The sequence below is a fragment of the Rummeliibacillus pycnus genome (assembly GCF_002884495.1).
Lineage (GTDB): Bacteria > Bacillota > Bacilli > Bacillales_A > Planococcaceae > Rummeliibacillus > Rummeliibacillus pycnus.
In genome coordinates this window covers 1,413,274-1,437,460 of the sequence record NZ_KZ614145.1, presented here as the reverse complement: position 1 = coordinate 1,437,460, position 24,187 = coordinate 1,413,274, and the positions used below count along the sequence as shown (strand labels likewise).

Annotated in this window: 20 protein-coding genes; 16 read left to right on the top strand and 4 right to left on the bottom strand. The window is 33.6% G+C overall.

Translation table 11 applies throughout. The features are described from left to right. Positions 1 to 11: 11 nt before the first annotated feature. Genes CEF14_RS07160 through CEF14_RS07130 form a run of 7 tightly spaced genes read left to right on the top strand, consistent with a single transcriptional unit; the run spans position 12 to position 5,681 of the window. On the top strand, positions 12 to 236 hold the full coding sequence (locus CEF14_RS07160) for a HypC/HybG/HupF family hydrogenase formation chaperone (protein WP_102692222.1): 225 nt from the start codon (positions 12 to 14) through the stop codon (positions 234 to 236). Next, positions 220 to 1,326 (top strand): hydrogenase formation protein HypD, encoded by a 1,107-nt coding sequence (hypD, locus tag CEF14_RS07155; protein WP_102692221.1) that lies wholly within the window; start codon positions 220 to 222, stop codon positions 1,324 to 1,326. Before CEF14_RS07160 ends, hypD begins: the two co-directional genes overlap by 17 nt. Before the next feature lie 3 nt (positions 1,327 to 1,329). After that, the gene (gene hypE, locus CEF14_RS07150; protein ID WP_102692220.1) at positions 1,330 to 2,340 is read left to right on the top strand and encodes a hydrogenase expression/formation protein HypE; all 1,011 of its coding nucleotides are present in this window, start codon (positions 1,330 to 1,332) and stop codon (positions 2,338 to 2,340) included. A gap of 56 nt (positions 2,341 to 2,396) precedes the next feature. Next, positions 2,397 to 2,918, top strand: a complete 522-nt coding sequence (locus CEF14_RS07145) for a cytochrome b5 domain-containing protein (protein WP_102692219.1) — start codon at positions 2,397 to 2,399, stop codon at positions 2,916 to 2,918. Continuing rightward, positions 2,918 to 3,823, top strand: coding sequence for a hydrogenase small subunit (locus tag CEF14_RS07140; RefSeq protein WP_102692218.1), 906 nt, complete (start codon positions 2,918 to 2,920; stop codon positions 3,821 to 3,823). The genes CEF14_RS07145 and CEF14_RS07140 overlap by 1 nt, the downstream gene beginning before the upstream one ends. Beyond that, positions 3,816 to 5,222, top strand: a complete 1,407-nt coding sequence (locus CEF14_RS07135) for a nickel-dependent hydrogenase large subunit (protein ID WP_102692217.1) — start codon at positions 3,816 to 3,818, stop codon at positions 5,220 to 5,222. Before CEF14_RS07140 ends, CEF14_RS07135 begins: the two co-directional genes overlap by 8 nt. Then, complete coding sequence (locus CEF14_RS07130) at positions 5,223 to 5,681, top strand: hydrogenase maturation protease (RefSeq protein WP_102692216.1); 459 nt, start codon at positions 5,223 to 5,225, stop codon at positions 5,679 to 5,681. Positions 5,682 to 5,966: 285 nt separating this feature from the next. Here the strand turns inward: CEF14_RS07130 and CEF14_RS07125 are convergent, their stop codons facing one another. Then, on the bottom strand, positions 5,967 to 7,976 hold the full coding sequence (locus tag CEF14_RS07125; protein ID WP_102692215.1) for a bifunctional 2',3'-cyclic-nucleotide 2'-phosphodiesterase/3'-nucleotidase: 2,010 nt from the start codon (positions 7,974 to 7,976) through the stop codon (positions 5,967 to 5,969). Positions 7,977 to 8,315: 339 nt separating this feature from the next. Between CEF14_RS07125 and CEF14_RS07120 the strand changes: the two genes are divergently transcribed. From CEF14_RS07120 to CEF14_RS07095, 6 genes are all read left to right on the top strand, one after another. Continuing rightward, positions 8,316 to 9,410 (top strand): iron-containing alcohol dehydrogenase family protein, encoded by a 1,095-nt coding sequence (locus CEF14_RS07120; protein WP_102692214.1) that lies wholly within the window; start codon positions 8,316 to 8,318, stop codon positions 9,408 to 9,410. Positions 9,411 to 9,718: 308 nt separating this feature from the next. Further along, positions 9,719 to 9,919, top strand: coding sequence for a cold-shock protein (locus CEF14_RS07115; protein WP_102692213.1), 201 nt, complete (start codon positions 9,719 to 9,721; stop codon positions 9,917 to 9,919). Between the two features lie 217 nt (positions 9,920 to 10,136). Further along, positions 10,137 to 10,355: a DUF1540 domain-containing protein gene (locus tag CEF14_RS07110; RefSeq protein ID WP_102692212.1), complete on the top strand. Its 219-nt coding sequence runs from the start codon at positions 10,137 to 10,139 to the stop codon at positions 10,353 to 10,355. A gap of 245 nt (positions 10,356 to 10,600) precedes the next feature. Next, on the top strand, positions 10,601 to 10,960 hold the full coding sequence (locus tag CEF14_RS07105; protein ID WP_102692211.1) for a P-II family nitrogen regulator: 360 nt from the start codon (positions 10,601 to 10,603) through the stop codon (positions 10,958 to 10,960). Between the two features lie 4 nt (positions 10,961 to 10,964). Continuing rightward, positions 10,965 to 12,284, top strand: coding sequence for an ammonium transporter (locus CEF14_RS07100; RefSeq protein ID WP_102692210.1), 1,320 nt, complete (start codon positions 10,965 to 10,967; stop codon positions 12,282 to 12,284). Between the two features lie 352 nt (positions 12,285 to 12,636). Beyond that, entirely contained in the window at positions 12,637 to 14,778 is a 2,142-nt protein-coding gene (locus tag CEF14_RS07095) for a bifunctional diguanylate cyclase/phosphodiesterase (protein WP_102692209.1), read from the top strand. A gap of 214 nt (positions 14,779 to 14,992) precedes the next feature. On the opposite strand, the gene CEF14_RS07090 is transcribed toward CEF14_RS07095, so the two are convergent. Further along, positions 14,993 to 17,767: a bifunctional diguanylate cyclase/phosphodiesterase gene (locus tag CEF14_RS07090; RefSeq protein WP_102692208.1), complete on the bottom strand. Its 2,775-nt coding sequence runs from the start codon at positions 17,765 to 17,767 to the stop codon at positions 14,993 to 14,995. A 578-nt stretch (positions 17,768 to 18,345) separates the two neighbouring features. Between CEF14_RS07090 and CEF14_RS07085 the strand changes: the two genes are divergently transcribed. Then, entirely contained in the window at positions 18,346 to 19,587 is a 1,242-nt protein-coding gene (locus CEF14_RS07085) for a dicarboxylate/amino acid:cation symporter (RefSeq protein ID WP_281256499.1), read from the top strand. A gap of 258 nt (positions 19,588 to 19,845) precedes the next feature. Beyond that, the gene (locus tag CEF14_RS07080) at positions 19,846 to 21,147 is read left to right on the top strand and encodes a right-handed parallel beta-helix repeat-containing protein (protein ID WP_245890081.1); all 1,302 of its coding nucleotides are present in this window, start codon (positions 19,846 to 19,848) and stop codon (positions 21,145 to 21,147) included. Positions 21,148 to 21,297: 150 nt separating this feature from the next. On the opposite strand, the gene CEF14_RS07075 is transcribed toward CEF14_RS07080, so the two are convergent. After that, a complete protein-coding gene (locus tag CEF14_RS07075; protein WP_102692207.1) occupies positions 21,298 to 21,501 on the bottom strand; it encodes a zinc ribbon domain-containing protein in 204 nt (67 codons plus the stop codon). 350 nt (positions 21,502 to 21,851) lie between these two features. Between CEF14_RS07075 and CEF14_RS07070 the strand changes: the two genes are divergently transcribed. Next, positions 21,852 to 22,430, top strand: coding sequence for an NUDIX hydrolase (locus CEF14_RS07070; RefSeq protein WP_245890080.1), 579 nt, complete (start codon positions 21,852 to 21,854; stop codon positions 22,428 to 22,430). A 91-nt stretch (positions 22,431 to 22,521) separates the two neighbouring features. Here the strand turns inward: CEF14_RS07070 and CEF14_RS07065 are convergent, their stop codons facing one another. Next, the gene (locus CEF14_RS07065) at positions 22,522 to 23,730 is read right to left on the bottom strand and encodes a leucine-rich repeat domain-containing protein (RefSeq protein WP_211284572.1); all 1,209 of its coding nucleotides are present in this window, start codon (positions 23,728 to 23,730) and stop codon (positions 22,522 to 22,524) included. Positions 23,731 to 24,187: the final 457 nt, after the last annotated feature.

Sequence of the window (24,187 nt, the reverse complement as noted above, 5' to 3'; positions counted from 1 at the left end):
GTTGAGTTCAAATGTGCTTAGCTGTTCCTGCTAAAGTTATTTCGATTGAGGAAGAGAAAGCGTTAGTTGATGTGATGGGGGCTAGAATGTATGCCGGAATCATTTTTGTTCCAGGTGTTAAGATCAACGACTATATTTTATTACATGCTGGGCAAGCAATGACAATAGTTGACGAGAAATTTGCTAAAGAAAGTATTGAAGAATGGAGGATTTTAATTAATGGAACAGCTGAATGACCTTTCAGATCCTCAACTAATTCGTAAATCAATAGAAGCCGTTTTGAGATTAGCTAATACATTTAAAGAACAAAATGGAAGGGTACCCGTGTTAATGGAAGTGTGTGGATCACATACAATGGCATTTGCGAAATCTGGAATAAAAAAGAGATTAAAAGAACACGTCCGTTTAATAGCAGGTCCAGGTTGTCCAGTTTGTGTAACAGATCAAAAGTCTATTGATGCCATGATTAAATTAACTGAGGGCCCTAAAAGAATAATTTGCACTTTTGGCGATATGATGCGTGTCCCTGGCTCTAATTTCAGTTTAATGGAGGCAAAGACCGAAGGAAAGGATATAAGAGTTGTCTATTCACCTTTAGATAGTATTAAAATTGCAGAAGAAAATCCTGATCAAGAGGTTATTTTTTTAGGAATTGGGTTTGAAACGACAATACCTATTCTAGCGTTAACTGTTCACGAAGCGCAAAAAAAAGAGTTGAAAAATTACTCAATATGGATGACTACTAAGTTAGTAGAGCCTGTGTTAAGAGTATTACTTAGCTCTGAAGACGTAAATATAGATGGATTTCTATTACCAGGGCATGTGTCGGTTGTGATGGGGAAAAAGAATTATGAATTTTTAGTCGAAGGGTTTCAGATGCCGGGTGTCATTACGGGGTTTGAAACCATTGAGTTATTGAGCGGTATTTATAAAATCTTACAACTTTTAATAGATAAAAAAGTATCAATTATTAATGACTATAAGTATGTGGTAAAAGATGAAGGAAATCCAGTTGCTCAAAATTTGATAAAAAAATATTTTGATTTTCATGACGAGGCGTGGCGAGGAATGAGTGTTATTTCAAAAAGTGGTTTAGGATTTAAACGTGAATATGCTCAATTTGATGCAAAAAGAAAATTTAAAGTGAATGTAGGAGAACCAAGGAAAACGAAATGTCGCTGTGGAGAAATTATTCGTGGACTCATTACACCAGAAGAGTGTGTCTTGTTCAACAAAAGTTGTACACCATTACGTCCTATAGGTCCTTGTATGGTATCTACAGAAGGGACATGCGCAGCATATTATCAGTACATGAGGGAGGTATAAATCTTGGTTCGACGGATTACCTTGGCACACGGAGAAGGTGGTGACTTAACACACCAACTTATTCGAGATGTATTTCTTGCATCTTTTGGGAACAGAGAGCAGACACAACTTGATGCTGCTATCTTAAAAAGTACTTCCAAAACTTTAGCTGTCAGTACAGATAGTTACGTCGTCAAACCACTATTTTTTCCAGGGGGGAATATTGGAAAACTAGCCATTACAGGTACAATAAATGATCTAGCAGTAAGTGGTGCGATTCCAAAAGTAATAACTACTGGATTTATTCTTGAAGAAGGTTTTCCTTTAAGAGATTTGAATATCATTGTTGAGAGTATGGCAAGAGAAGCAAGAAATGCTGGGGTTTCCATTATTGCTGGTGATACGAAAGTTGTAGAAAAGGGGAGCGTAGATGGCTTATTTATAAATACGACAGGAATTGGTGTTGTAAATGAAAAGTATCAAATGACTCCTGAGAAAATATGCCCAGGTGATTCGATTATTATTAGTGGGACATTAGGAGATCATGGAATTTCAATTATATCTGCACGTGAAGAACTAGGGTTACTAACGAAGGTTGAGAGCGATTGTGCTTCCTTAAATGATTTAATTCATCAACTTTTAGAGAAAGTTGAAGGAATTCGTATTATGCGAGACCCAACTCGAGGTGGCTTAGCAACAACGCTTGTAGAGCTATGTGAAGATTTCCACTTTAATGTGGAATTGGATGAACTATTGATACCAATACGAAAAGAAGTTGAAGGCGCATGTGATATTTTGGGTTTTGATCCTCTATATATAGCTAATGAAGGGAAAGTAGTGATTGTTGTTGATTCATTAAAGCAAAAAATGGTTTTAGATATTTTAAACGCTAATAAATTGGGAGAGGAAGCAGCTGTAATTGGTCAAGTTACTTCTTGTCAAAACCAAGTGGGGAAATTAATGATAAAAACTCCGATTGGCACAACAAGACGTCTCCATCGCCTTTCAGGATTACTTTTGCCTAGAATATGTTAAATTATTCTAGCCTTCAAGCATAATATATGTGGAATCTGTAAAATTGGGAGGGCATAATGCAAAACAACGAGATTCTTAGATTTCAACTGAATTCTCATATTAATCAGGCAAGACAGGACATTTATACACTTTCCACATATAATTGCGGTTCAATGACACCTCAAATCCTGCAAAGGTTATGGGATACACTATCATCAATTCAATTCATTAGTGAACTACTTGCAAATCAGTTAATCCATACGAATCCATCTGCTCAACAAATAGTCCCTATAAATAGCAATGCGGTTAGTTCTACTCAAATACCACCAAAAACCCCTTTAAGTAATGAAACAGCTCCACCACCTAATCTACGAAATTTCACGGCAGAAGAATTAAGTTCCTATAATGGAAAAAATGGAAGACCTGCCTATGTGGCGGTAAAAAATAATGTGTATGATGTAACGAACAACAGGGCTTGGGCAGCTGCTACACATTTTGGATTAATCTCTGGAAGAGACTATACCCAAGAGTTTGCTTCCTGTCATGCAGGACAGCAATCTATATTAAATACATTACCAGTAGTTGGAAGGTTGGTGTAATGGGAAATTTCGTTTTACCTCCAGAACAGGTAACCAATGAAGCGATTGCAGAAAGATTAAAGAAAAGCGCAATGAATGGCATTAAGGATGGACTAATTAAGAAAAAAAATCTTATTTATTTAGAGCTAAATGGATGTTCAGGAAATATCATTTCTCTTCTAAATGGGCAAAACCCCGACTTTGAATATGCATTTCAATCCATGGTTAATATTCAATATAGTAACAGTTTAATGGTGTCAGAAGGTGAAAAGGCTATAGATAAACTCATGAAAGCAATGGATGAGGAGTATATATTAGCTGTTGAAGGAGCCGTAGCATTAAAAAATAATGGGTTATATAACGTAATAGGTAGGTGGCAAGGGAAACCGCTAACGGGTTTACAAGCGGCAACCATGTTAGGAGAAAAGGCATCCACTATTCTAGCAGTAGGGGCTTGTGCAACTCACGGAGGGGTATCGGCTGCTAAACCGAATCCATCTCAATCAGTAAGCTTACAAAATGTTCTTCCAAATAAGAAGATGATCAAATTACCGGGTTGTCCAGTTCACCCGGATTGGTTTTTAGGAACGGTCGCACATCTTTTATTGTACGGGGAACCGGAAACAGATAATTTAGGACGCCCTTTAATGTTTTATAGCACGTTAATACATGACCGATGCCCAAGAAGACCATTTTTTGACCGTGGGATTTTTGCTGAAAAACTAAGTGACAAAACCTGTTTGTTCAAACTCGGCTGCAGAGGACCAGTTACCAGAACGGATTGTCCAACAAGGCAGTGGAATGGACATGTAAATTGGCCTATTGGGGATAACACACCATGTATTGGCTGTGCCCAATTTGGTTTTCCGGATGCTATGGCGCCTTTCATAAGCTTTGATACAACGAGAGTGGTGAAAGATGAGTAAAAGAATTGTTATTAATCCTTTAACACGAATTAGTGGCTTTATGGAAATTGATGTGCTCATAGAACAAAACAAAATAGTTGATGCGAAAACAAAAGGAAATTTATTTCGTGGTTTTGAACAAATGTTGATTGATAGAAGCCCATTTGACGCGGTTTATTTTACACAAAGAATTTGTGGTATATGCTCAGCCGCACACTCAATGGCTTCATCCTTAGCTTTAGAGAATGCTCTAAAGATTAAACCAAATGAGCAAGGAATATATTTACGAGATATCATTCATGCTTGTGAATTTTTACAAAATCATATTCGCCACTTTTATCAATATACTGTTCCTGATTTTGTGAAAATTGAACAAACTACAATTTTACAAGCAGATCATGATGATTTTAGATTACCAAAAGAAATAAACAATCGGATTTCAAAAAATTACTTTGATTCACTTTCAATAAGTCGTTTAGCTCACCAAATGTTAGCGGTATTAGGAGGTAAAGCTCCCCATAACCATGGAGTCTTTATAGGAGGAGTTACAACGAAAGCAACTGCGGAGAAAGTAGTTCTTCTTGACGCAAATCTACAAAAAATAACCGCTTTTATAAATGAAGAAATGATACCTGATGTATACGATATTGCAAAATATTACCCAGAGTATTTTCAACTTGGAGGAGGGTACGGCAATCTACTATCATATGGTTCTTTTAATCATTATGAAGATTTAGGAACTCTTTATGTTGATCCATTTGTAAAAATGAATGATCGTATTGAAGTATTTGATGAAACTAACATCCAAGAAAAAATTGATTACTCTTGGTTTAAGGCACCAGAAAACACGTATAAGCCAGATTCGATAGTTCCAGTGCCTGATATGGATAAGAAAGAGGCATATTCTTGGGTTAAAGCACCAAGATATAATCATTTACCGTTTGAAGTGGGACCGTTAGCAAGATTAATTTTATGTGGAGCCTATCCAAATAGAGTCTCAGCAATGGATCGAACAATTGCTAGAGCGCTTGAAACCAAGAAAATAACTGAAATTATAAGTACACTGCTGAAACAAATTATTCCAGATGTAGATGTACAGCAAAAATACGAAATTCCTGAATCTGCATCAGGAAAGGGATTGGTAGATACTACAAGAGGGGCGTTAGGACATTGGCTTAAAATAAAAGACAAAAAGATTTCTTTCTATCAAATTATAACGCCATCTACATGGGATTTCTCAACGCGCGATGAGAACGGCAATAGAGGTGTAGCTGAAGAAGCCTTAGTAGGTACACCAATTCAAAATCCAGATCAACCAGTTGAAATAGGGAGGATTTTACGGTCCTTTGATCCGTGTATGTCCTGTGCAACTCATGTATATAGGCCAGGTAAACAAGTCAAAACTATAAAGGTACTTTAAATGGAAAATATCATTGTTCTTGGGATAGGAAACCGTTTAATGATGGATGATGGTGTAGGAATTTACCTTGCGGAAGAAATTGCATTACAAAATAAAAACTCTACCATACAATATATAATTGGTGAGTCAGATGTTGAATATTGTATTGGACTAATTGAAAAAGCAACATTTGTTATACTATTAGATGCTATTTTTTCAGGTTGTGATCCAGGCGATGTTACAGTTTATCCATTAGAAAGTCTAAATGGTTTTCATACACTAGATATATCACCACACAACCTGCATTTGTTCCAAATTTTACATTTATCAAAAGATAGGATAAAAGGATATATAATTGGTGTAGAACCTTACGAAATAAAATTTAATATTGGATTAAGTGAAAAGTTAGAACAACAATGGGGAATAATCATTAAAAACGTAGAAAATATAATAGATAAATTAATTGAATCAATTTCATAAATACTTTCCATTTCAGCTTTTCTAAAATTACAACCCAATAATTCATATTATTCTTCAAGGAACAGAGTCTAAGAGTCTAAGAATGCCAAGTCCTTTGGCAACGGCTCCGTGAAACTATTTTCTAAGTATAATAACAAATTTCTTATATATGACGATTATGTTAAAATACACAGCACTGAAAAAAGATGCTTCGGTGCTGTGTATTTTACTTTTAGAATAACATTAATTGGAAATGCAATACCTACTTAAAGTATATGATAACTATTACTTCTTCTAAACTTTTTATTACCGATGAAGGTTAATATTAAAGATTCCAAAATCTCTTAAATCCTTTTTACCTGTGTAAGAGAATGGACTATCTTTAGTGATATATTGCACTGCTTTTGGAGAAGTTGTGAATGTTACGTTCACCTTTTCAGAAATTGGTGCAATAGACCAGTTGCCATCAGCAGTTGGGGTAATTTCTTTCTTTTCAGTGATATATTCCATTAAGATTTGTCGATTTTCATCAGCTGAATCTACTACTAATGGACTTCCTTTTATACCAGGGAAATTTCCTCCGCCGTTCGCGCGATAATTATTTGTAACAACGATAAATTCTTGATTAGGATCAATCGGTTTGCCGTTGAATTCGAGATTCACAATTCGACTGGATGTAGGATTTACCAGTTTACCGTCTGTACCGTATTTAGCTGGTTTTGTAACGTCAATTTGGTATTTAACACCATCAATAACATCAAAATTATAAACTGGGAATGCAGAATTAATCAATGCTTGTTCCGTTGTTTTTGTAGGATCGATGGTATTGAATTGACCTGCTGACATCTCAAGCCATTCTTTTACGTCAGAGCCTTTTACTTTAATCGCTTTTAATGTATTGTCATAAAGATACAAATCTCCAGCACTACGGATTGTTAAATCACCTTTTTTAATTTCTGTGTATTCATCCACGCCATTTCGTCCAGCTTTAAAAGGTGCACCTACTGATAGAATCGGAATGTTTTTTAATTCAGGCTTGTTTAAGGCGATATATTTTTCTACATACCACCTTTGAGCATTTGTCACGACTTGAACAGATGGATCATCTTGTACTAGTGCAAAATAGCTATAAATATCATCTGTTGTTTTGCCAATGGCTGTATTAACATATTTTAATGTTGCCTCATGATTTGCATTAACGGCATTTACAATCGTTGTGTCTGCAGCTACTGCTTCAATTGATCTATTTTCAGATTGGGAATTTGAAACTGCCCATTTTCCTTTGACTTTTTTCAAAGTTAAATCGATAATCCCTAAATTACCACCGCCAAAACCAGCTTGTACGGCAGGAACCCCGTTAATCGTTCCTTTCTCGTTGTTTACCCCAGGTAATGGTTGTCCATTGGGATCTTTAAATAACGCATCTAAGCTAGCAACATCTTTGGCAGGGAATACTTTATGTGTATGTGAAAAAGTAATTGCATCAATTCCAGATACTTTACTCAATGCATAAATCGTATCTTCTGTATTGTCTAATTTTCCACTAAAGCCAGAATGAGTTAATGCAATAACTAAATCTGCACCTTTCTTTTTCATAGCAGGTACATATTTCTTAGCTGTTTCTACGATATTCTTGGTTATTACTTTTCCATCTAAATTTGCTTTATCCCATTCATTAATTTGAGGGGGAACAAAACCAATGTAGCCGATTTTAATTGTAGTTGTTTTACCAGACTCATCTTTCACTTTTTTAGTAATAATCTTGTATGGAGTGTACTTATTTTTATCGTTATTTGGATTGTTGTCATGATCATCTATATAGACGTTTGCGTTAACAAAAGGAAATTTTGCATCGTCGTATACTTCATCTAAATAATCCAATCCATAGTTGAACTCATGATTTCCAAGTGTCGCCATATCATATTTCATGATATTCATAGCTTTAATAATAGGATGTACTTCACCATCTTTTAATGGATTAATTTTCGCTTCATACGTACCGAGAGGAGTACCTTGTATCAAATCACCGTTATCTACTAATACGGAATTTTCCACTTCTGATCTCGCTGTTTTCACAAGAGTAGCAGTTTTCGCTAAGCCCAATTTTGGAGCTACGGTATTTTTGTAATAATCAAAGTCCAGTAGATTTATGTGAACATCTGTCGTTTCCATAATTCGAAGTTTTACTTGTGATTGTACCTTAGGTTTAGAAGGTTTTGCGGCATTTGCATTACTTGGAGTAACTGCTGTTAACAACATACTGACTGCAAGTGTACTAGACAAAAATTTTAAAGCTGATGTTTTTTTACCTTTCATTCCAACCACCTGACCTTTTCTATTTTAGAGACTAATTTGTTCAAAATAGAATATAGCACATTTAATTTAAGTTAGTGTTAAAAAAATGTTTAATAGTATTTTTTTACCTTATATTAATTGTAATTAGACAAAATAAATGGATATTCTTGTGTTTTTGAATGTAGTGAGAATAAAAAAATATCGTTTATTCAAATCAAGTGGGCAAAATTAGCATTTTTCTTAGAAATAACTCCTGATTTATATGAATTATCAAATAAATTCAAAAATAACATTGAAAGTTATTAGAGGAGTTCTATAATGTAGGATAAAGTATACAATATATTAGAAAGAGTGAAAAAATTGAAAACAATTCATGTACATGCTGCACCAAGTGAATATTTTTTACAAAAGGGTGCTTTAGAACTTTTGGAGTCCAAATTAGAAGAGAGAAATTTTAAGAAAGTATTAGTTGTACATGGTGTTAAATCATGGGAAGTCACGAAAGAGTATTGGCCTAAAATGACTGAAATCCAAACTGAGGAATATACATATGGTGGAGAGTGCTCCTTGAGTGAAATTGAGAAAGTATCAAATTTAGTCATGACTAACAAGTTTGAGGCAATTATTGGTGTTGGTGGTGGGAAGGTTTTAGATTTAGTAAAGGCGTCAGGCAATCATACAAACAAACCAGTAGTATTAATTCCAACTTTGGCTTCAAACTGTGCTCCTTGGACACCTTTAAGTGTGCTATATGACGATTTTGGTGCTTTTATTCGTTTTGATATTTATCCTGTTTCAACGAGTTTGTTATTAATTGAACCTGAAATTTTAGTAAATGCACCGATTGATTTGTTTATAGCTGGGATTGGTGATACATTAGCGAAATGGTATGAAGCAGATGTACAATTAAGAACAATTACCAATAAAACTGTACCGATGATGATCTCTTATTATGCTGCACAGCAGTGCAAAGAGATCCTTTTAAAATCCTCTAAAGAAGCTGTTCTTGCGGTTCAAAATGGTAAACTAAATGATGATTTTATCAAAGTTGTTGAAACGATTATCGTCTATGCAGGGATGGTTGGTGGATTTGGAGACCATTTTGGAAGAACAACTGGCGCACATTCGATTCATAATGGTTTGACAGTTTTGGAAGAGACACATCAAGCATTACACGGATCAAAAGTTGCATATGGCATTTTAATACAATTAGTACTAGAAAATCGCTGGGATGAAATCAAACAACTTCTTCCTTTTTATCAACAATTAGGTTTACCTTTGTCCTTAAAAGAATTAGGTATTGATGCCATAACAAATGAGATGATTCATCAAGTGGCAAAAAAAGCAACGATACCAGAGGAGACAATCCATTTAATGCCGATTGGATCAATTACATCTGCTAGAGTTAGTAGTGCGATAAAGGAATTAGAACAATTCTATTTGGGTTCTAAATAATGTATTGCTACTTTAAGATTTTGATGGGGAGTACGAGTTGTAGTCTCATTAAGGTAAAGAGTAAAAAACTTGAGTAGTGTGTACCTTATGATTAATAGAAAAAATATTTTAGCAAACAGAAAATTTTTCACTTTATAGTTGACGCTTGGTAATATCTGTTATAGAATAAAGGTAATAATTAATCCGGCTAATCGTAAACAAAACATTCACCTATTAAAGTGTGATCGTATTTGTATCGATCACATTTATAGGTGATTTTTTTATCTATTGGAAGATGAATTATTAAACAAAAATAGGAGGTCATTTAAATGACACAAGGTACAGTAAAATGGTTTAACGCAGAAAAAGGTTTTGGTTTCATCGAAGTTGAAGGCGGTAACGATGTATTCGTACACTTCTCAGCTATTCTAGGTGATGGTTTCAAATCACTAGAAGAAGGTCAAAAAGTTGAATTCGGTATTGAAGAAGGCAACCGCGGACCACAAGCTACTAATGTAACTAAACTTTAATTCATACAATTGAAGAAAATGGTAAGCGAGAAGGCATCCTTTATGGGTGCTTTTTTATGTTTATAAAATAAAAGCATTGTTTTTATCGAGTATTTGTACAAAAAATAACTGGAATGAAAATAAAAAGGCTTCGATTGGTTAGAATACATTTTGAGGAGTGTAGAAAGGAAATAAAAATTCTTTCTATATTTTTCAAAAATCAATGAGGGGGATCGCAATGCCAACTGTAAAGGTAAACTGTACTGTATCGAATTGTTTTTTTCATAAGGAAGGCAATATTTGCGGAGCTGAGAAAATCGATGTAGAGATGGACAACTACCGCTCCCAAAATAGAAATACAGAGTTTGCTTCAGAATTTGACGTTTATGCTATTTCAGAGGAAGCAAGTCATTCTGCGGATACATGTTGTAAAACGTTTAAAGCTAAAAGTGAATAAACGTATTTATTCGAATAGCTTTAAGGTAAGTCAATAAATATTCGATTATTGGTAGCGATCTAAACATTGAAATGGAGGGATTAAAAAGAACTATCTTTTTAATCCCTTTTAATTTGGAAAAAAGATAAAACTGAAAATTTAGGCAATGCGTAATTTTTAGTTTTACTATATTGACACATTCTTATTATTTGTTATACTTTATAACATCAGATGTTAGAAAATCTAACACAAGAAGGGTGCTTTAAATGAAAAAAATTGAAGCAATTATTAGAACTGAAAAATTAAGCGATACCATTAAAGGGTTAAAAAATATTGGCATTACTGGTTTTACCGTATCTCAGGTAGTTGGGAGAGGGAAGCAGAAAGACAGTCAAGGAGTCTATCGAGGAAAGAATTATAAAGTAACACTCCATCCTAAGATAAAATTAGAGATTATTCTTTCAGATCATATGGTCGAACGTACAATCAGGACAATTGTTGAAAATGCTCAAACGGGTGAAGATGGCGATGGTAAAATTTATGTCTATCCAATCTTAGAAGCTTATAACATTCGAACAGGAAAACTAGACGATGATATTGATGATTTACTAGAGCGAGAGGAGTAACAGCATGGAACTGATGTATATCAATACAGTTTGGATTGTAATAGCTGCAGCAATGGTGTTATTTATGGAAGGCGGATTTAGTTTACTAGAATCTGGTTTTGTACGTACAAAAAATGCAGTCAATGTTACGATGAAGATTTTTGTTGATTTAACGATTGGTGCATTAGCTTTTTGGATTATAGGATTTGGCGTTATGTACGGGCATGATGAACTTGGCATCATTGGTACGACGTTATTCGGTAGTCCGGAAAAGATTCATCTTTCAATAAAATTACCAAGTGCTGCCTTTGTACTATTTCAAATGGGATTTGCTGTAGCGAGTATTTCAATTATTTCTGGAGCAGTAGCTGAACGTATGAATTTTAAAGCATATATCTTAACAGCAGTCCTAATTTGTACTATTATTTATCCACTCTCAGGGCATTGGATTTGGAATAATGATGGATGGTTAGCAAAACTAGGGATGAAGGATTTTGCAGGCTCTGCAGCCATACATGCAGTTGGTGGATTTGCAGCCTTTGCAATGGCAAAAATATTAGGTCCTAGAAAAGGGAGATTTAATTCAGATGGTAGTGCTAATGTATTTGCACCCAGTAATATTCCTTTAGCTTCTGCTGGTTCGTTTATCTTATGGTTTGGTTGGTTTGCATTTAATGCTGGAAGTACATTGGATGCCTCTAATACGTCTTTGGCGTCTATTGCGTTAAACACGATGCTTGCAGGGGCAAGTGGTGGTACAGCCGCATTATTCATCACCATGAAAAAGTTTGGAAAAGTTGACCCTAGTATGACCATTAATGGTGTATTAGCTGGGTTGGTGGCCATTACTGCTGGTTGTGCTTTTGTTTCTCAATGGAGTGCAATTATAATTGGTGTAATCAGTGGTTTTATCGTGATTTATGCTACGCTATTTGTAGATAATATAAAAGTAGATGATCCAGTAGGAGCAGTAGCAGTTCATGGCTTCAATGGAGTGTTCGGAACCATTGCTGTTGGATTATTCGATTCCTCAAAAGGTCTATTCACAACTGGTCATTTTTCTCTTTTACTTATCCAACTATTAGGTGCTGTTGTTGTAATTCTTTGGGGATTTGCAGGCGGTATATTTATGGCAAAGGTTTGCGAAAAGACAGTAGGATTAAGAGCGAGTGAACGAGAGGAAGAAGAAGGTTTAGACATGACTTATCACGGTATTCCTGCGTACAACGAATTAGAACGATTCACAGATTTACCAACTAATTTGTATGATTTTGAAGAGTCAACAGGTGTCAAAATTTCCCCTGCTAATCATAAAAACGTTCATAAGGAAAGAGTTAATGAGTAACTTTCCTTTCCTATTTTAACTTTATTATTCCTACACACATTATGACAAACGATTTGTAAAATAGAACAATTGATACACAGACCGTTGATGGACAAGGATCAACGGTTTTTTTGTATGGCAACGTTCGGTGTCATATAGTAGCTAATTATGACAAAAACGTGAATAAAATAAGTCAATAAAGAAAATGATTATATTATTTATATAATTTTGTATTATATATAGGTATAATGTAATCGTTAAAAGTATATATATGTGTGAAAATGGTAACTTAAAATTATAAAATTCCTATAAAAAGTTAATATTACATTATTTGGTTCTTTATTTCCTGAGACGATGAAAGGAGATTAAACATATGGAAAATCTAGAAGTTTTAAAAAAGCACCGTTTGAACCTAGTATTTTTACTACTATTACTTTCACTAGTACTAGTATTTAATCAGCAATTTTATGGAATCTTTGGACAAAAAAATTATGTTGCTATTCATTTAATGATGGAGATATTGATCATCATTGCTTCGTTTTCGATTGCTATTCAGGCATGGCTAATTGTTCCTTATATTTTATCGAATAGACGAATGTATATTGGCGCTCTTTTCCTATCTTTAGGACTAACTGAAATTATTCATACACTTTCTTATAAAGGAATGCCATTTTTTATAGAAGAAAGTTCACCCTATTCAGCTACTTGGTTTTATATCATTGGTCGATTAACATTACCTGTTGGCTTATTAATTATATACATATTGAAACCTAAGAAGGTTAGCCCTGCCAAGCGTTGGAGTACATATGGTTTTGCAACATTATACGTAGCGATTTGGATACTTTTGATTTTCCAGCCAACTCATTTACTTCCATCGTTATTCATTGATGGAGTAGGTACAACGGTATTAAAGAAGAGCCTACAATTTATCGCTGTACTTTTGCAAATCATATTAATTGTGTATTTACGGATCAATAGAAATTCAAGTCCAATTGAAAAAACAATGATTATTATAGGTTCAATCTTTTTGATACTTGGCGATATTATGTTTACCACGTATGTAAATGTATACGATATTCGAAATTTTATCGGGCATGTACTGCAATTATTGAGCTATCATTATTTCTTAAAAGCACTCTACTATTCATCGGTGGAAGAACCATTTAAATTGTTAGTAGAGACGAAAGCTAAATTAGAAAATTCTAAAGAGTCCCTCCATCATACAGCTTATCATGATGAATTGACAGGATTACCAAATTTACGCTTCTTAAATGAATTACTAACATCGGAAATTGAGAAAAAAGATACAAAAACAGCGATTTTGATGCTGAAGATTAACCGACTAAAGGCCATTTATGATTCAATTGGTACTACATTTACAGATAAAGTAATACAAGAAGTAGCCATACGATTACGAGAATCACTACCAAGGGAAATATTTATCAGTAGATTAAATGGTGGCGAATTTACGATTATTCTTCATGAAGTGAAGGAACAAGAAGAAATAGTAAGAGTTTGTAATAAAATTCATCAGATGATGAAAATGCAATTTCAGATCCAACATTTTCAGTTGAAAGTAACATTAAATATTGGAATTAGTATTTTCCCTGATCATGGAAATAGTATTGAAGAATTATTAAAGCATGCTCAAGTTGCCATGCGTAAAGCTCAACAAGAAGTAGAAAGATATCTGTTTTATCAACCAAAAATGGAACAACATCTTGAAGAGCGTATCATGTTAGAACACGATTTGCATAATGCACTTAAAAACGGAGAACTTTTTCTAGAATACCAGCCTCAATTTAATGTAAGCACAGGGAAAATTGATGCAGTAGAAGCTTTGGTTAGATGGCAACATCCAAAAAAAGGGGTAATTTCTCCAGCTACTTTTATACCAATGGCAGAAGAAACAGGTTTAATTGTACCAATTGGTGAGTGGGTATTAGAAACAGCGTGTAGACAAACAAAAGAATGGCATGATCAGGGAATGCCGAATTTGTGTGTAGCGGTTAATTTATCGATTCGACAATTCTTCCAACATAATTTGGTGAATACGATTAAAGACATCTTGAGAAAAACAAATCTATCTCCTGATTACTTAGAACTTGAAATTACAGAAAGTATGACCATGGATACCAAACATACTATCGAAACTTTAGAGAGTTTAAAGGGAGTAGGTGTGAAAATTGCCATTGATGACTTTGGTACAGGATATTCTTCGCTTTCATATTTAAAGGATTTCCCTATTGACTGTCTGAAAATTGACCGTGCTTTTGTTCAGAATATCCAATCAAATGATCAAGAAGCGGTTCTAATTTCTATGATCATTTCTTTGGCAAAACACCTTAATCTGAAAATCATCGCCGAAGGAGTTGAAAAAATAGACCAATTTGCATTTCTAGCTCAGTTGAATGTTGATTATATTCAAGGATACTTATGTGGCAAACCAATGCACCCAGAAGAATTATCAGTGAAATTTGAGGAACTACAGAAGAGAGTATATAACTATATTTGACAACTAGGATAAAAGAATTTCAGGAAAGAAGAGGGACTGTCTATAAGTGGATCAGCCCTTTTATCTTGATCCCATCAGATTATTATTCATCGATTTCGCAAGATAGTAAAGTATAAACATTTATGAATCCAAAAACTGTTCACACATAAACTATGTAAGATGTAAACTGCAGTACTATATGAAAGGCCGTAGATAAACTCAAAGAAATTCGAGTTTATCTACGGTTTTTTCTTCTGTCTTTTTCTATAGGTTTAGAATCGCTACTTAAAAAGTACTTTCTTACAAAATCATCAGCTGTTAAAGGTTTACTGAAAAAGTAGCCCTGCATTAAATAACAATTTTGAGAGGATAAAAATTCGGCTTGTTCCTTTGTTTCGACGCCTTCTGCAATGACATCTAGGTTTAAATTTTGTGCTAAGGTTATGATGGTATTCGTAATTGCCGCTTTATCCTTGATCATGTCCTGTACAAAGGATTTATCAACTTTCAATGTGGAAATCGGTAAATTCTTAATATAGCCCAAAGATGAATAGCCAGTGCCAAAATCATCAATCTCTATGTTAATACCTAGCCTTTTTAATTGTTGCATTGTTTCTAATGTTAACTCTATATTTTTAACAATCAGATTTTCTGTGAGCTCTAAATGTAAGTACTCAGGTGAAAGTTCTATTTTTTCTAAAATATTTTTGACGATAGAATAGAGATTCTTTTGTTCAAATTGACGAACTGATAGGTTTACGGACATGCTTTTTAATGGAAAACCTTGATGATGCCATGTTTTTATTTGTTTACATGCTTCAATCAGAACCCACTCACCGATTGGTACGATTAAACCTGTTTCTTCGGCAATTGGAATAAACTTTTCCGGTGAAATGATGCCATGTTCTGGATGATTCCACCTTATTAAAGCTTCTGCTCCTTCCAGTTGACCTGTTCTATAGTTAATCTGTGGTTGATAGTAGAGAACAAGTTCATCTTGTTCTAAAGCTTTGTAAAGATCATTTTCCAGTTTAATTGCTTCAAATGTTTTGTTATCCATAGTTTTACTAAAATAATGATAGCTATTGCCGGCTGTTTCTTTGGATTTGTACATAGCTGTATCCGCATTTTTGATTAAAATGTCAGTCGTATCGCCATGTTCAGGGTACAAACTAATACCGATACTTGTATTGATATTGATTTCTTGATCTACTAAATAAAAAGGTTCTGAAATAGCGTGGATAATATTATTCACAACGGACAGAATATCATTATCATTTTGAATATGTGGTAAATAAATCGCGAATTCGTCACCACCTTGTCGCGATAAAGTTGCGGAAGCAGGAACACAGTTACGTAATCGATCGGCAACATCTCGTAGTAAGAGATCTCCAAAACTATGGCCGAGCGAATCATTTACATATTTAAAACGGTCTAAATCGAGATATAATACGGCTAATTTTTCTTTGTTCTGCTGTGCATCTAGAATTCCTTGAGATAATCTATCTGTTAACAAAACTCGGTTAGGTAAGTCCGTTAAGCTATCAAAATAAGCATTGTATGTAATCTCTTCTTCCAGTTGCTTTCTTTGTGTGATATCTTTGAATGTTACGACTTCTCCAACTATTTTAGTGTCTTCTTTAATAGAAGAGATGACATATTCAACAGGGAATAGGGAAGTATCCTTTCTAAAAAATACCCCTTCTTTCAAAATACTTTCTACATCATTCAAGGAACTATCTATTTGATCTTTACAAAGAATAGCGTTTACCGACTCACCGATTAATTCATCTTCTGAATGATATCCCAACATTCTTGCGCCAGCTGGGTTGCAGAATGTAATTTTTCGATTAAGGTCTAAACCAAAAATCCCTTCTCCTGCAGAGTTAAGAAGTAATTCTTTTTCGCGGCTAAGTTTTTGTAATTTTGCTACAACACTCTCAAGTTCTTTATTTTTTAAGGTTATTTCGGATGTTCTTTCATGGATGATTGCGTCTTGTTTTTCCATGTATAAAAGGTTTGATAGAGTAGCTGCTGTTGCATCGATTATTGACTGTGCAAGTTGTAAATCAGATTCAGGATAATAAATCTCCCTTTCGCCCAGATTGACGGCACAAATTTGCCCTAAATTCTCGCCCATTGCTATTAGAGGAAGCATGAGCAAACTTTTAATCCCAAAATTTCTACAAGCTTTGTGATTAGGTCTATCATCTTTATAGACATCTGGAATGAAAATCGCCTTTTTTGTTTTATAAACTTCTTGCATCACAAGATCATTACTTGGATCTAACTTTGTTAAATTATGTGTTTCAAGCCAGTCTGCTTCTGTCCAATCACTATCCTTGCTCAAAACTGCAGGTTTTATCTTTTTTTCTACGATTGGATCGAGCAAATGAATGCCAATATTGTATGTATTTAAAACTTGCCCTAAATAATAAAAACATTTATCAAGGCTTTCTTGTATGGATGAACACATGGACAACTCTCGTGTTGCTTCAAGAAGTAACTGTTTATCTTTTAGGTTTTTTGCGTTTTGAATCGCAACAGTAACCATATTCACATAAGCATCAATAATTTGTATTTCTTTATAGGTTAAATTCATCGGATTTCCATTATCAAATAAAAAAATGAGACCAAATAACTCATCCTCAAAAGAGATAGGAAGAACTAATAATGAATGAATATGATATTTCTTGATGGCTTCTTGATTAGGCCGATCATCCTTTGAGGTATCTGGAATATAAATAGGTTTTTTTGATGCAATTACTTCTTTAACAAGTAAATCTATTTTAGGATCAATAATATGACTATTTAAGGTACTGCTATTTCCTGCAACTACTTTGAATGAGCCATCTTTCTGTGGTAAATATATACTAACAGATTGACATAGAGCAATTTCCTCAGATATAGCAAGTGTTACCTGGTTTAGTACTTCGTATAAATCAAGTTTTGTATTGATCATTTTTATGATATTTGCAAGATAAGAATATCTTGTTTGTTCGCTCAACATTACAGTACTCATTCCTTTTTCTTATAAATATATAGTAATATTATACCTTATTATTCATGGGATAGAACGAAAAAAGCCTTTAGTCTACTAAAACATATATATTATTTTAGTGAAAAGTGATTAATTAAGTGGTAAAAATAACTTTTATTTTATGACATATTTCATAAATGATATGTTTTAGTTTTAATATACTAGTTGATAAAAGTGAAGATAAAAAAATTGAATGATGGAGAGAGGATAAATATTCAAATAATTCCTGCCAAAAAACTATAGTCCAATGAACACCATCACAATTACTTTCAAATTTACACAATTAAAAACTGGACAATATGTTTTGGAAAATATTCATTTATTAGTATCAGCCATCAATTGCTTACAATAGAATAAATCGAAAAAAGCGCAACTGAAGAGTCCATCAGATGTGTTTTTCACTTCATGAAATATTCAATAATTTGTCATGAATTTCTATCATATTTAATATGATTACTTTAAAAAAGTCTACCTCATTTACACTCATCCCATGCTTATTTATTTTTGAACGCCAAATTTCAAACGTATAAACACTTTATAGGCTGTGATTGAAAGGGGGAAAATCCATAAAGATATTATGGAAATGGTATTATAAGAAATCTTTTGCATTTAAGATTACAGTTGGATTTATTATCGGTATTATGATTGGGTTAATCTTTGGTCCATCTGCCAGTATCTTATCACCTTTTGGTAAACTTTTTTTAAATCTGTTGAAAATGGTAGTGGTGCCGCTCATTCTATTTACCTTAGTGGTGTCAGTCAATACCACAGATCCTAAGAAACTAGGGAGTATTGGTGGGAAAATTTTTCCTTACTACATTCTCACTACGGCATTAGCCGTTGCAATCGGGTTGGTCATTGCTATAGTTATTAATCCGGGAGCGGGATTGACTTTACCAAAAGAAACAGAAGTTGAGGTACCAGATGCACCTTCGCTAATTGATGTCATTTTGAATGTTGTACCGACCAATATTTTCGATGCATTGGCGAAAGGTGAAATCTTAAGTATTGTGTTTGTGACAGTGATTGCGGGTTTTGTGATTTCATTCATGAGACATTCAAGAGAGACAACTGTTGTTGAATGGGGCAATCTTTTGTTGAAGTTGATGGAAGCAGGGAGTGAATTAAGTTCACGCATTTTAAATGGAGTCTTGCAATATGCTCCAATTGGGGTGCTTGGAATTACGGCTGCTACAGTTGGTAATCAAGGTCTAGATACGTTGTATGCGCTTTCTAAATATGTTGGTGCTTCTTACTTAGGTGTAGCTATTCAAATAATGATTATTTTTCCAATCTTACTAACCTTATTTAAAGTTCCTGTTTTTAAATTTTTCAAAGATGTACGAGAAGCAATGATGACTGCATTTGTAACTTGTAGTAGTTTGGGGACATTACCAGTCACGTTAAAATCTGCAAAAAAAGCGGGCATCAGTGAACCGGTTGCAAATTTCACCTTACCGATTGGCGCAACGGTGAATATGAACGGATCTGCTATTCATTTTGGCGTGGGTGTTGTTCTTGCTGCGAATGTCGTTGGCTATGAATTTAATGTTGGTTCTATTATTGGGATCATTTTAGCAGGTACATTGGCAGCTATTGGTACAGCAGGAGTTCCAGGAGCAGGCATGATTGGTCTGTCAATTGTATTTACTCAAGCAGGATTACCGATTGAAATTGTTGGGCTAACGGCAGGTGTGAATGTTATTACTGATATGGTTTTTACAATGTGTAATGTAACAGGAGATATTGTAGGTGCTGCTATTGTCGATAAAAGTGAACACGAAAATTAAACAAAGCTCTAATTCCCATACGGGGGGTTAGAGCTTTTCATTTATTATTCATTCTCAAAGTTGAGAGAAGCATTCCATTATTTGTAGGATATATGATTAAAAATTGGATAAATTTACGCGTCTATGTATTTTATAGAGAACATTATGGAAATGTAAGTTATACTAAAAAAATCTAAGGAATGTAATAATTATGACATCTAATCCTAAAGAATTGGGATTCATGTACATGATTATTAGGTAGAAAGGCAGGGATCCATATTGACTAATAAAGTAGTTGAAAGTAAAAAAGAGCATCTATTAATGCGAAAACAATTTTATTTCTCGGCTGTAATACTCGCAATAGTATTCATACTGTTGATGGGAATAGCTTCAACAGCAAAAGCAAAGACAAAAACAAAGGTTCAACCGAAGCCAACCTATACAATAACGACGAAAACCAAAACATTGGATCCTAAAATGACAAAGTATTCTACATACACGAACCAAACAAAAACGTATTACATGTTACGTTCTTATCTTGAAAAACTTGAAAAAACAGGTGGAGGTAAACTGATTTTAAAAAAAGGAACGTATACAGTAACGAACGCTTTATATGTACCTTCAAATGTAACAATCCAGCTTGAAGATGGTGTAACTGTAGTAAAGGGCACGGATACAGGTACTGAAAAAATGCTACCATCTAACTCCATTTTTCAATTCGTCCGTCCATCAAAAGCGCAAAAAAAACATGTGTATGGAAAGTTTGAAGGCGAAAAAAATATTCAACTTATTGGCAAAGGGACGGCCACAATCGATGTAAACTATGATTTGAAAACGTTAGGAATTGTCATGGGACACAATCAAAATGTTACGATTGATCATATTCAATTCAAAAATATGAACGGTGGTCACTTTATTGAATTGGATGCATCTAACCATGTCATCATCAAGAATTCTTCCTTTGTATCTTCTCTTCATATGGAGGGGCATGATAAAGAGGGCATTAATCTGGATACACCAGACCTGTCAACACAAGGATTTACGCATGATTGGAGTAAATATGATAAACAAGCCAATAATGATGTTGTCATCACTGATAATGTTTTTGATGGATTGGATCGAGCTATTGGAACACATAAATATTCACAAGGAAGCCTACATAACAAAGTAGTGATCCGCAATAATACCATTCAAAACATGCGTTCAGATGCTATTCGTGTGATGAATTGGTCTAATCCTATTATTGAAAATAACACATTTGATAATATTGGCGATAATAGTAATCCATACGATACAACACGTGGTATCTTGTTAAGTGGTGTTAGTAATCCAACTGTTCAAAACAATACATTTATCTCCGTACCAAGAGCGATGCAATTCATGGTATGGGAGAACACAGGTCCTGGTAGCGAATACAAACCTATTTATAATAAGCTAAGTGATGAAAACAAGAAGATGTTACAAAATAACGTCATAGAGAATGTTGCAGAGAATTTTATTCGGATTAATAACAAAAAGTATGATGATTACTCTTATCCGGAGAAAATTTATCTTCCAGTAAGTGCTCCAGCGCTTCAGTAATAAGAATGTTAAGTGCAAGTTGCTTCATTTGCAATTCTAAATAGATTGATGTCAAAAAAGTTCCAAAGAAGTTTTCTTTGGAACTTTTTGATTGGCTTTAGGGTAATTAAACAATTTTAATGTTACATCACATTTATAATACTAGTGTTTTTAACCAAAGAATAAGTCAAGTATGTTAGATGCTGTAGAAGAGTTTTTATTATAGAACTCTGAATAACCACAATTTTTACAATAGACCACGACAAATTGATTATGCTGAATATCGAACATTTTCGATAATCCTGTTCCAGTCATCGCGACTTCCTTCGTATCTGCATCTGTACTACCACATTTTATACAACCTTTTTCATTCATATAGGTCGCCTCCTTCTCCTATATTCATTTACGTAGACATTTTAATAAAGATTCATGAAATCTTAAATTATGATATAAAAATATAACTAGCTTACATAAAATGGCTAGCTATTTTGAGAAACCTCATAAAAAGATTAGAATAATTTGAAACTATTAAAAATTAGATGAGTATTCAATAAAACATCAATTTGGGTAATGATCTATATAGAGGGTCAAATTACATAATAACTTTAATTTGGATCAACAGCTTGAGAATTATTTTAATTATTCGGACAAGACCGTTTTGACCAAATTTTATTCAAAAGCTACAATAAAAAGATAGTGAAGAAATACGATGGAGGCAGAGACAATTGAACTTAATAAACGTAAGAAATCAACTAACTACTTATCAACCATACAATGAGCAAGAAGCGAAAGAACGAGAAGTTATGGTGCAATATATTGATACATTTCCCAATATATTAACGAGAGAAAATGAATTTGCCCATTTTACAGCCTCTGCATGGATTGTAAACCATAATCATACAAAAGTTTTGATGGCCTATCATAATATTTATCAATCATGGGCTTGGATAGGGGGACATGCGGATGGAGATCCTGATCTCCTGCACGTTGCTTTAAAAGAAACAGAAGAAGAAACGGGTTTAAAGAATATCAAACCATTATCGGAAGAAATTTTCTCCCTGGAAATACTTGGTGTGGATGGACATGTAAAAAAGGGTAAGTATGTGGCTACACATGTGCATCTAAACGTAACCTATCTGATCGAAGCAGATGAGAAGGAACTAACTCGAATCAAACCAGATGAAAATAGTGCCATTCAATGGATTGCGTTAGATGAAGCGGTGGAAAAAAGTAACGAGCCAAATATGAAAATTATCTATCAGAAACTAAATGATAAATTTAGGAAGAATGTTTGCGTTAGATAATGATTGCTGAGTGATTTAAATCTTAACCAATCTTTATGAACAGTTTTATACAAAACCCCCTCAATATAATAAGAGGGGGTTGTTTCATTAGTTATTCAAATTTATTCAAATCATTTAGATAATCTTGCATGGATGGCCATGTTTCACTAGGAAGAATTGATGCTACAGGAATATCATTTTCTTCAATGTGAAGAGTAGATAAGGTTTTTATGGGTGCAAGAGATTCCATTGAAGTTAGGTAGTTATTATTTAAATAGAGTGTTTGTAGATGTTGTAATGCTTCTAATCCTTCTACTGAAAAAATACTATTATAAGATAAGTAAAGAGTTTCAAGATTTTTAGCATCACTTAGTTGTTGAATGTCTCTTACCATGTTGTTGGAAAGATTTAATTCCTTTAGATTTTGCAAATGAGCAATTTCTGATAAATCTTTTATTTTGTTATCGTATAGATTAAGTGTTTCTAATTTAGATAATTGATGAATCCCTTCCAAGTTTTCAATTTTATTGTTCCAAGCATCTAAAACTTGTAATTTAGTCATATTGCTAACAACCATGACATCTTTCAATGTATTTCCGGACACTTTTAACTCAGTTAAATTTACTAACTTTTCAAGTGAATCAATGGTTCTTAAATTGTTAAAACGAATATCTAATTTTTTTAAATTTGTTAGTTTCGAAAGCGGTGTTAAATTATGAATAGCATTGTTGGCAATCGATAATTCGCTAATATTTGTACAAAAGGCGAGTGGTTGAATATTTTCGATATCAAACGGACCAAAAGTATCTCTTTCATCAGTATCTCCGTTTAAGAATAATGTTCCTTTGAAACTTCTTAAATCAGCCACTTTAATAGTTTGGTATAAATTTTTATGTCCTAAGATCTCATTTAATGCTTTTAGTAATGGTTCGTCTTGCACATAAACAATAGCTGTCTTGCTAACTTTACTTACATTCTTGGCTGAAACAACCATCCCGTTTTTATAAGTAATCCCATCTTTTGTGCCAGTCAATTTTTTCCCGCTTTTGTATTGCAAGCCCTTATAAGTGCCTGTTAGCTTTTTTCCGCTTTTATATTGGTACCCCTTATATATCCCCGTGTATTTTTTTCCGTTTTTAAACAAGGTGGAATTAAAGACTTTATAACCTTTTACTGTTTTCCCTGTTTTAGTGGAAATTAACTTTCCACTTTTCATGTTGTATAAGCTTTTCGCAGAAACAGTTGTTGTTTCACTGTATGCCAAAACTGTTGTAGCGCCTATAAAACCAGTCATCATGGAAATACAAATCGCTTTTTTCATATTTTGGGCCAAAAAATCGTCTCCTTTTTTTCAAAAATAATACGTCTGAACAACATTTTAACATTTTTTTGATATTAAATATAGATGACTTAGATGATATGATTTTTTGATCAAACATAAATAAGCTAATTTATAACAGATCTAACCCAAAAAAAATAGAATTCAATCTTCGAAAAAATGAATTGTATCCACTTTACCGAACTTTCAAGTCTTAAATTTACAACTTTTCTAAAATGAAATGTAATAATAAACTATTCCTTCCTATCAGCAATAGATTGAGTAGATTACTCAATCCGAATAATTTTCTTTTCCATATCAATTCTTATACATACCGAAAGAATACAATGAATATAGTGTAAGAGTTACAGTGATTTGTTGGTCGTAAAAAGAAAAGTGAAGTGATTTTAAGAGTCAAAGATTATTACATTCTAAAATTTATGGTGAATAACAAATGATC

What these genes read in the sequence shown, in the direction of transcription:
- CEF14_RS07100 (WP_102692210.1), top strand. Translation starts at nt 10,965, where the DNA reads ATGGAACTGATGTATATCAATACAGTTTGGATTGTAATAGCTGCAGCA.
- CEF14_RS07160 (WP_102692222.1), top strand. Translation starts at nt 12, where the DNA reads ATGTGCTTAGCTGTTCCTGCTAAAGTTATTTCGATTGAGGAAGAGAAA.
- CEF14_RS07145 (WP_102692219.1), top strand. Translation starts at nt 2,397, where the DNA reads ATGCAAAACAACGAGATTCTTAGATTTCAACTGAATTCTCATATTAAT.
- CEF14_RS07075 (WP_102692207.1), bottom strand. Translation starts at nt 21,501, where the DNA reads ATGAATGAAAAAGGTTGTATAAAATGTGGTAGTACAGATGCAGATACG.
- CEF14_RS07065 (WP_211284572.1), bottom strand. Translation starts at nt 23,730, where the DNA reads ATGAAAAAAGCGATTTGTATTTCCATGATGACTGGTTTTATAGGCGCT.
- hypD (WP_102692221.1), top strand. Translation starts at nt 220, where the DNA reads ATGGAACAGCTGAATGACCTTTCAGATCCTCAACTAATTCGTAAATCA.
- CEF14_RS07135 (WP_102692217.1), top strand. Translation starts at nt 3,816, where the DNA reads ATGAGTAAAAGAATTGTTATTAATCCTTTAACACGAATTAGTGGCTTT.
- CEF14_RS07110 (WP_102692212.1), top strand. Translation starts at nt 10,137, where the DNA reads ATGCCAACTGTAAAGGTAAACTGTACTGTATCGAATTGTTTTTTTCAT.
- CEF14_RS07095 (WP_102692209.1), top strand. Translation starts at nt 12,637, where the DNA reads ATGGAAAATCTAGAAGTTTTAAAAAAGCACCGTTTGAACCTAGTATTT.
- CEF14_RS07130 (WP_102692216.1), top strand. Translation starts at nt 5,223, where the DNA reads ATGGAAAATATCATTGTTCTTGGGATAGGAAACCGTTTAATGATGGAT.
- CEF14_RS07090 (WP_102692208.1), bottom strand. Translation starts at nt 17,767, where the DNA reads ATGTTGAGCGAACAAACAAGATATTCTTATCTTGCAAATATCATAAAA.
- CEF14_RS07140 (WP_102692218.1), top strand. Translation starts at nt 2,918, where the DNA reads ATGGGAAATTTCGTTTTACCTCCAGAACAGGTAACCAATGAAGCGATT.
- CEF14_RS07125 (WP_102692215.1), bottom strand. Translation starts at nt 7,976, where the DNA reads ATGAAAGGTAAAAAAACATCAGCTTTAAAATTTTTGTCTAGTACACTT.
- CEF14_RS07105 (WP_102692211.1), top strand. Translation starts at nt 10,601, where the DNA reads ATGAAAAAAATTGAAGCAATTATTAGAACTGAAAAATTAAGCGATACC.
- CEF14_RS07115 (WP_102692213.1), top strand. Translation starts at nt 9,719, where the DNA reads ATGACACAAGGTACAGTAAAATGGTTTAACGCAGAAAAAGGTTTTGGT.